This is a genomic window from Luteitalea sp., from assembly GCF_044337415.1.
Taxonomy (GTDB): Bacteria; Acidobacteriota; Vicinamibacteria; order Vicinamibacterales; family Vicinamibacteraceae; genus Luteitalea.
In genome coordinates this window covers 23,186-31,001 of the sequence record NZ_JBIINP010000039.1, presented here as the reverse complement: position 1 = coordinate 31,001, position 7,816 = coordinate 23,186, and the positions used below count along the sequence as shown (strand labels likewise).

Annotated in this window: 9 protein-coding genes; 4 read left to right on the top strand and 5 right to left on the bottom strand. The window is 70.5% G+C overall.

The window, feature by feature from the left end; genetic code table 11:
- Both ACIRDX_RS08925 and ACIRDX_RS08920 read left to right on the top strand, forming a co-directional pair.
- Positions 1-261 (top strand): hypothetical protein (locus ACIRDX_RS08925; RefSeq protein ID WP_396625066.1); only part of this gene is annotated, 261 nt, incomplete at its 5' end.
- 33 nt (positions 262-294) lie between these two features.
- Positions 295-1,014, top strand: coding sequence for an FAD-binding oxidoreductase (locus tag ACIRDX_RS08920; protein WP_396625065.1), 720 nt, complete (start codon positions 295-297; stop codon positions 1,012-1,014).
- A 131-nt stretch (positions 1,015-1,145) separates the two neighbouring features.
- Here ACIRDX_RS08920 and ACIRDX_RS08915 read toward each other — a convergent pair whose 3' ends face one another.
- The 5 genes from ACIRDX_RS08915 to argR form a co-directional block, all read right to left on the bottom strand.
- Positions 1,146-1,955, bottom strand: coding sequence for an enoyl-ACP reductase (locus ACIRDX_RS08915; RefSeq protein WP_396625064.1), 810 nt, complete (start codon positions 1,953-1,955; stop codon positions 1,146-1,148).
- Between the two features lie 42 nt (positions 1,956-1,997).
- Positions 1,998-2,621 carry a hypothetical protein gene (locus ACIRDX_RS08910; protein WP_396625063.1) on the bottom strand — a complete coding sequence of 208 codons (624 nt, stop codon included), beginning with the start codon at positions 2,619-2,621 and terminating at the stop codon, positions 1,998-2,000.
- 159 nt (positions 2,622-2,780) lie between these two features.
- Positions 2,781-4,160: an argininosuccinate lyase gene (argH, locus tag ACIRDX_RS08905; RefSeq protein WP_396625062.1), complete on the bottom strand. Its 1,380-nt coding sequence runs from the start codon at positions 4,158-4,160 to the stop codon at positions 2,781-2,783.
- Positions 4,161-4,222: 62 nt separating this feature from the next.
- Complete coding sequence (locus tag ACIRDX_RS08900) at positions 4,223-5,248, bottom strand: argininosuccinate synthase domain-containing protein (protein WP_396625061.1); 1,026 nt, start codon at positions 5,246-5,248, stop codon at positions 4,223-4,225.
- Positions 5,249-5,262: 14 nt separating this feature from the next.
- Entirely contained in the window at positions 5,263-5,748 is a 486-nt protein-coding gene (gene argR / locus ACIRDX_RS08895) for an arginine repressor (protein ID WP_396625060.1), read from the bottom strand.
- Positions 5,749-5,866: 118 nt separating this feature from the next.
- Between argR and argC the strand changes: the two genes are divergently transcribed.
- A complete protein-coding gene (gene argC, locus ACIRDX_RS08890) occupies positions 5,867-6,868 on the top strand; it encodes an N-acetyl-gamma-glutamyl-phosphate reductase (RefSeq protein ID WP_396625059.1) in 1,002 nt (333 codons plus the stop codon).
- Entirely contained in the window at positions 6,865-7,653 is a 789-nt protein-coding gene (gene argB / locus ACIRDX_RS08885; protein ID WP_396625058.1) for an acetylglutamate kinase, read from the top strand. Before argC ends, argB begins: the two co-directional genes overlap by 4 nt.
- The last annotated feature ends 163 nt before the right edge of the window (positions 7,654-7,816 follow it).

Below are 7,816 nucleotides of genomic sequence, written 5' to 3'. Positions count from 1 at the left end.
CAGGTGCTGATCACGCCGACCAGCGTCGTCCGCTACACGCCCGAGTGGTTCGGCAGGCTCGAGCACTCGGTGCACATGGCCCATGTCGCGTCGGTCCGTATCGACACGAACCTGATGTTCTCGGACGTCTTCATCGAGACGACGGGCGGCGTGAACCCGATCCGCTGCACGGGGCATCGAAAGAAAGATGCGGTGCGCATGAAGGCGCTCATCGAGGAGTACCAGACCGGCTACTACCGGCAGCACGAACGGCACTCCTGACCGCCGCACCACCACCTGACCCTCGCGACGCCCGTGCCCGATGCTCTGACCCTCGTCGTCCGCCGTCTCACGGCCCCGACGCCGACCACCCGTCGCCTGGTACTCGCCCTCGACGGCGTGCCCTTTGCCTACCAGGCCGGCCAGGCCGCGTCGATCGGTCTGCACGGACAGCGCGAGCGGCGCCCGTACTCCATCGCCTCCGCCCCCACCGACACGTCGATTGACGACGGCCTCGAGTTCTTCCTGAGGACGGATCCGGGAGGCGGCCTCGGCCGGCACCTCGACGCCGTGCGCGAGGGCGCGCGGATCGACTTCGAAGGCCCGTATGGCGCCTTCCTGTTGCCGGAGGTCCTGCCCGCGTCGCCGCTGCTGTTCGTGGCGGGCGGCACCGGGCTGGCGCCCTTACGGTCGCTGGCACGTGAGGCCCGCGCCCGTGGCCACCAGGGACCACGGCACCTGCTCTACTCGGTGAGGACGGCCGACGACGTGGCGTATGCGGAGGAACTGGCGTCGTGGCAGGCCGACCACGGCGGCGAGGCCATCGTGAGCGTCACGCGAGGCGCGGACGACTCATGGGCGGGTCGACGCGGCCGCATCGACCTGGCGCTGCTCCGCCAGTTCGCTGGCCCGGAGCTGCCCACATGCTTCCTGTGCGGGCCGTCGCCGATGGTGGAGGACGTGACCCACTCGCTCTCACAGCTCGGCGTGCCTGCCGATCACGTGCGCACGGAACAGTGGGCTCCGAGTGCCTGACGTGGCAATTTGAAATTCGACATTCGAAATTCTCGGGCGAGGGCCTCCGGCCACTCGCCACGATCAGGGATGGCGCGCGAGCGAAGGCCGTGAGGCCGAGCCGCTCGGAATTTCAAATGTCCAATTTCGAATTACATGCCCATCGGGCGGTAGCCGGCATCCACGTAGATGACCTCGCCACTCACGCCCTTGCTCCAGTCCGAGAGCAGGAACATGGCCGCGCCGGCGACGTCGCCACCGTCGATGTTGCGCTTGAGCGCGGCGCGCTCGCGGTAGACCTGCAGGATGCCGGAGAAGCCGGCCACGCCTGACGCGGCGAGGGTCTTCACCGGGCCCGCCGAGATGGTGTTCACGCGGATGTCCTGTGCGCCGAGTTCGCTGGCGAGGTAGCGCACCGACGACTCGAGGGCCGCCTTGGCCACGCCCATCACGTTGTAGTTCGGGAAGGCGCGATCGGCACCGAGGTACGACAGCGTGATGATGCTGCCGCCGCCCTTGCGCGCCAGCAGCGGCGCGGCGCCGCGGGCCATGGCGACCAGCGAGTAGGCGCTGATGTCGAGGGCGATGCGGAACGCCTCGCGCGACGTCTCGAGGAACGGGGCCGACAGGGCCTCGCGCGGCGCGAAGGCCGCGCCGTGCACCAGGAAGTCGAGGCCCGCCACCTGGCCGTCGAGGGCCGAGAACAGCGCGGCGATGTCCTCGTCGCGGCTCACGTCGCAGGGGAGCAGGATGGGCGCCGTCTTCAGCAGCGGCACCAGTTCCTCGACGTTCTCCTTCAGCCGCTCGTTCTGGTAGGTGAGCACGAGCCTGGCGCCGGCCGCGTCGGCCTGCTGCGCGATGGCCCAGGCGAGCGAGCGCTTGTTGGCGACACCGACGATGAGGCCGGTGCGTCCCGACAACAGTTCCGACATGCGATGCGTCCCCGCGCGACGAACGGTCACGTCGCGCTTACGAAAGGACCGGCCTGGCGGCCGGCGGCGGCCTCAACGGCCGCGGCGATGGTTCTGGCGGCCCTTGCCGGGCTGGCCGCCCTGTCCCTGCGGGCCCTTGCCCGAGGGATGACCGTTGGCATAGGGCGAGTAGCCGCCCCAGCTGACGTTCCCGTTCCCGGCGCCCGCGGGCTGCGGACGGGGACGGCCACGCCGCCCCTGCGGCTGCCGCGCCACGTTGTACAGCGTGAAATCCGTGGGCTTGCGCTCGGGCACCTGCCCCTCGATCTTGGGCAGCGTGGCGCGAATCAGCGTGTGGCGATGCACCGGCTCCTCGTGCCGCGGGGCATCGGGATCCTCGTCGGGCGCGACGACAGGCGCCGCGGCCACCGCAGGGACGGCCGGCGCCAGGGCCACGGGGGCAGGCACCACCACGGGTGGCGGGGCCACGCGAGGCGGCGGCGCCATCGGGGCCCCGTCGTCGTCGGCCGACACCAGCGGCACACCCGTGTCGGCGTCCCGTCCCGTGACGTTCTCGAGCACCGTCTTGTACAGGGCGGCCTGCGGGTCCGCCTTCTTGCGGCGCGCCGGCACCTTGCCCTGCTTGTAGACGTGTTCGGTATCGCAGGTCGAGCACCTGGTGGTGCGGACCTCGTCGCCGACCAGCGCGACGATCACATGATTGGTAAGGCGTTTCTCGCGCGGACAATAATCGTCCAGCGTCTCACCCAGCCGAAGCCGGCGCTCTTGCATCAACAACTCCCGGAAGTACGTCCCAGGGGGGGCGGGATCTCCGCGACAGACCCAACGGAAAGGAGGTCACCGGATACTAGCACATCATCCTCGCGACTCAAGCCATTCCCGCATCTGCTCGAGTCGGATGGCCACGGCGTCGGGCGCGGTGCTCTGCGGCGTCCGCCGGGCGACGATCGAGGCCATCGGCGTGATGGCCGCCACCACATCGTCGCCGAAGAGCGGCGAGAAGCGCCGCCACTCGTCAGGAGTCAGTGACTCGATCGACCGCTGTTCCTGCAGCAGGGTCCGCACCATGCCACCGACGAGTTCGTGCGCATCGCGAAATGGCAGCCCGCGCCGCACGAGGTAGTCCGCCACATCCGTGGCGAGCATGAAGCCGCCCGCGGCACGCTGCGTCACCTCGCGACGCACGCGCAGCGTCCGCACCACCGCCTCGCACGACATGAGGCTGCCTGCCACGGTGTCCTCGGTGTCGAAGACGGCTTCCTTGTCTTCCTGCAGGTCCTTGTTGTACCCGCTCGGCAGGCCCTTCATCGACACGAGCCAGCCCGTGTGCGTCCCGATCACACGCCCTGTCTTCCCACGTACGAGTTCCATGGGGTCCGGGTTCTTCTTCTGCGGCATGAGGCTGCTGCCGGTGGTCACCGAGTCGTCGAGCTCGAAGAAGCCGAACTCCTCGGTGCCGTAGACGATGACGTCCTCGGCGAGGCGGCTGACGTGGATCATCACCAGCGCGCAGGCGTGGAGGAAGCTCGACACGAAGTCGCGGTCGGCCACCGCGTCCATGCTGTTGAGCACGACACGCGAGAAGCCCAGCCGCTGGCGCAGGAACTCGACATCGATCGGGAACGAGTTGCCGGCGATGGCACCGGACCCGAGCGGCAGCGCATCCGCCTCGGCGTACACCGCGTCGAGCCGCTCGCACGCACGCCGGAACGCCGACGCGTGCGCCAGCCAGTAGTGGGCCTCGAGGACGGGTTGCGCGCGACGCAGGTGCGTGTAGGCCGGCAGCGGCGCCTCGCCCGCCTCGGCCGCACGCGCGCACAGGGCGTCGACCAGCGAGCACAGGCGTCCCTGCATCCCGCGAATGGCGCGCCGCAGATAGAGGCGCAGGTCGAGCGCCACCTGCTCGTTGCGCGAACGCCCCGTGTGCAGCCGCTTGCCGGTGGCGCCCACGCGCGCCACGAGCTGCCGCTCGACGAAGGAGTGCACGTCCTCGTCGTCGCCCGACACGAAGGCCGGGTCGGCCGCGGCGGCCTCGCGCAACTCGGTGAGCGCGCGGTCGAGCGCCTGCTGCTCGTCCACCGAGAGCACGCCGGCCTTCAGCAGGGCCTCCGACCACGCACGGCTGCCCTCGACGTCGTCCTCGAACAGGCGACGATCGAAGGCGAAGGACGCCCCGAAGGCGAAGACGTCCTGATCAGGGGCACTCGCGAAACGACCAGACCACAAAGTAGACATAGGGAATTCAGAGTTCAGAATTCAGAATTCAAGGTTCACAGCTTCGGAGTTCGAAGTCAGTGTCAGTGCGCGGCCCGTCCCACCACCTGCACGCCGCCCTTGTAGAGGCGCAGCAGGATGGTCGCGGTGGCGTCCTTGAGGGCCCGATCGGCGAGCGCGTCGATCGAGGCGCGGGTGAGCCCGTGCCAGTCGCCGGTCCGCAGCAGATCGACGTAGCTCTCGGCCAATCGGCGCCGGAGCGTGCGGAGCGACCAGGGCAGCGTGAGCGCCTCGAGTTCCCGGAACGCGATCTGGAGAATCGTGGCTGCCGGCGCCTCGGCCACCTCGCGCCGCACGCCGCTGCCCTCCGGCACGAGCACGTCGACCCGCCCCACGCCGTGCGCGGCGGCGATCGTGTCGAGGCTGCTCAACAACTCGACCAGCGGCATGGCGACGCCGTTGACCCGGCGTGGGCTGCCGCCCTCGAAGTGGATGTCGAGCGTGGCCGGCGCGTCGGGTCCACGCGTGGCTGGGCGGGTCTGGGAGAACAGCGAGCCGTCGACGGGCGCATTCAGGTCGGCCGGGGCGGACAGCGATCGTCCCCAGAGGCTGGCCCGCGCAACGGGCGTCTCGGTCTCGACCTGCAGTCGCGCCAGCGCCTCGGCCCGCACCTCGGTCGGCATCGTCTCCACGCTCGTCCGGACCGGGAGACGCGAGGTGGCCGCGAGCAGCCGCGCCATGCGGGCTGCGGCCTGGCCGTGCCCGCCATGGGCGAGGGCATCGGCCTGCTCCATGGCGGCCACGGCGGCCACCTGCGCCGCCACGCACGGCAGCGCGAGGACCGCGGCGTGCGGATCGCCATCGAAGCCGATCGCGCCGGCCCGCAGCGCCGGCAACACCATCTCGTGGGCGAAGGCCTCACGCGCGTCGAGCACGTGGGCACGCACGGCGCCCGCCTCGAGCGCCCGCTCGCGCACGGCCAGGAGGCTGTCGCCCTGGCCGACGTCCACCGTGACGGTGACCACCTCGGCCTCGCGGGCCAGCCAGGGAATCGCGTAGAGCGTGCCCGCGTCGCCGGCATGGGCGAGCACCACCCGTGGTTGCGTCATCTGTCGTCGTGTCCTTACCGGACCAGCGCCGGCATGCGGGCCGGGGCACTGGCCCGCCATGAGTCGAGGCGCTCGACGAGCGTCTCGGCCGCGCGCGCGTCGCGGCAGATCACCAGGATCGTGTCGTCGCCAGCCACCGTGCCGAGCACCTCCGGCACGGGCGCCCGGTCGATGGCAATGGCCAGCAGGGCTGCCTGGCCGGAGTCGGTCCGCAGCACCACCAGTTGCTCGGACCGCTCGGACCGCTTCAGGAACTCGGCGGTGGTCCGCTGCAGGGTGGCCAGCGCGTCGGCCGGCCACGATACCACCCCCGTGGCAAGGCGCTGATACGCCCCGTCACTGGCCCGCTTGACGACGCCCAATTCCTTGAGGTCGCGCGACAACGTCGCCTGCGTCACATCGACCCCGCGGTCGTGCAGGCGCTGCCGCAGCATCTCCTGGCTCGAGATGCTCTCCCGTGCGATGACGTCCAGAATGACGCCCTGTCTCGTGCCTTTCATGTTTATACAGGCGTATGCATCCTAACTGCATGGAAAGGCCCTGTAAAGTCACGAAATTTTTACTTGCACCAAGGCAGGGCAATCTGCATACTTGGCGTTCTTTCGCATAACTATTCACATGACAGACGGACAGCAACGCATCGGGGTCGGGGTGGTGGGCGCCACGGGATACGGCGGCCAGGAGCTCGTCCGGCTCCTCGCCAGGCACCCGCAGGCCGAGCTGAAGGTGGCACTCGGCTCGAGCCAGACCGAGCAGCCCCGCACCCTCCCCGGCCTCGCGCGGATCTGGGACGGCGAGATCACGGGGTACAGCCCCGACGCCCTCGCCGGCTGCGACGTCGTCTTCCTGAGCACGCCCGAGGCGTTCGCGGCCACCAGCGCCGCCGAGTTGCTCGCGCGCGGCCACCGGGTGATCGACCTTTCCGGGGCATTCCGCCTCAAGGATCCGGCCCTGCGGGCGAAGTTCTACCCGGCCACGCCCGATCCGCTGCCCGACGGCACCCTCTACAGCCTGCCGGAGTTCGACGGCCCGGCCGTGCCCGCAGCACACCTGATCTCGTGCCCGGGCTGCTACCCGACCGCCGCCCTGCTGTCCCTGCTGCCCCTCAGCCGCGCCGGCCTCCTGCAGGGCGATGCCATCGTCGACGCCAAGTCGGGCATTTCCGGCGCCGGCAAGGGCGCCAGCGAGCGCACGCACTTCTCCGAGAACCACGGCAGCGTGGCGGCCTACGGCCTGTTCGGCCACCGCCACACGCCGGAGATGGAACAGGCACTCGGCCTGCCGGTCACGTTCACGCCGCACCTCGTGCCGCTCGACCGCGGGATCCTCTCGACGACCTACGCGCGGCTGAAGCCGGGCGTGACGGCCGCGCACGTGGCCGACACGATGCGCGCCGCGTACGTCCATGCCTTCTTCGTGCGACTCACCGGTGACCGCCTGCCGGAGATCAAGCACGTCGTGCACACGAACTTCTGCGACATCGGCTGGAAGGTGGACGACGCCACCGGCCGCCTGATCGTCGTCGCCGTGCTCGACAACCTGCTGAAGGGCGCCGCGGGGCAGGCGATCCAGCAGTTCAACCTCCTGTACGGCTTCCCCGAGACGGAAGGCCTGCTGTGATTCAGGCGCCCGTGCTCGTGAAGTTCGGCGGCGAACTCGTCGAGACGCCCGAGCGCCTCGACGCCGTCGGCGAAGCCCTCGTGGCGCAGGCCGCAGAGGGTCCGCTGGTGGTCGTGCATGGCGGCGGCCGGGAGATCGACGCCGAGCTGGCGCGCCGCGGCGTCGCCAAGCAGGCCGTCGACGGACTCCGCATCACCGATGCCCCGACGCTCGAGGCCGTGGTGGCCGTGCTCGCGGGCACGATCAACACCCGCCTCGTGGCGCATCTGGTGTCGCTCGGCGTGAAGGCCGTGGGCCTCACCGGCGTCGACGCCGAACTCGCGCGCGCCACGCGGGCCGCCGCGCACGTCACCGCTGCGGGCGCCGCCGTGGACCTCGGCCTGGTGGGCGAACCCGATCCGGCGGCCGACCTCGGCCTCGTGCGCCACCTGCTCGACGGCGGCTACGTGCCGGTGATCGCCAGCCTCGGCGTCTCTGAAGCCGATGGCGTCCTGAACGTGAACGCCGACACGCTGGCCGCGCACGTGGCGGCCGGCATCGGCGCCCGCGAGTTGCTGCTCACCGGCGGCACCGCGGGCGTCCTCGACGGGCAGGGGCAGACGATCCCCGCCCTCACGCCCGCGCAGGCCGAGGCCCTGATGCAGGACGGCACCGCGTCGGCCGGCATGATCGCCAAGCTGCGCGCCGCGCTGGCCGCGAAGGCCCGCGGGGTCGCCGAGGTGGCGATCGTGGAAGGCAAGTCCGCCGCCGCGATTGCGGAGCGCCGCGGGACACGGATTGCGTAACGCTTAACGCTTAACGCTTAACGCGTGACGCGTCACGCGTGACGAGACAGCGCCACCGGACGTAGCCGTCGACCTTGGTCGACGGTCAGGGCACGTCAGGGGAGACTCGGCGAACGCTGGATGTGTACGAAGGCCGACGGCCGCATGACGACGGCCGAGAAGA